Source organism: Gulosibacter sediminis, assembly GCF_030011715.1.
GTDB classification, from domain to species: domain Bacteria; phylum Actinomycetota; class Actinomycetes; order Actinomycetales; family Microbacteriaceae; genus Gulosibacter; species Gulosibacter sediminis.
Window position 1 is genome coordinate 1 of sequence record NZ_JASCYH010000098.1, and the last position, 428, is coordinate 428.

Sequence of the window (428 nt, forward strand, 5' to 3'; positions counted from 1 at the left end):
CTTCCGTCTCGCGAGCAGAGACCGGGTTACGCAGCCACTGGTAGTACGCCTGCTCGGAGAATCCGAGCACCCGGCACGCCACCGCGACCGGCACCCTGACAGGGGCGCCGGCCGCGGCCATCTCGCGGACGAGCGGGTAGATCATTTTGGGGGTGTGATATGCACCTGCGACAGATACGCCGCGGCTCGCCGGAGCACCTCGTTCTCCATCTCCAGCTCGCGAATCCGCTTGATCGCGGCCGCCATCTCGCGGCGCTCATCAGGATCAGCGGGCGGGGTCAGCCCATGGGACTGGAACTTCGCATCACGCACCCAGGTCTGCAGCGCGGTCTTCGAGATCCCGAGATCCTTGCACACCACCTTCTGCGCGATGCCGGACTCCACAAGCGCGACAGCATCCCGCTTGAACTCGTCCGTGTACTTGATCG

The 428-nt window shown here is 65.4% G+C and carries 1 pseudogene; it reads right to left on the reverse strand.

Going from position 1 to position 428, the window contains the following annotated elements:
- Positions 1–426, reverse strand: a pseudogene (locus QM019_RS12710) (transposase); the annotation flags it as partial.
- Positions 427–428: the final 2 nt, after the last annotated feature.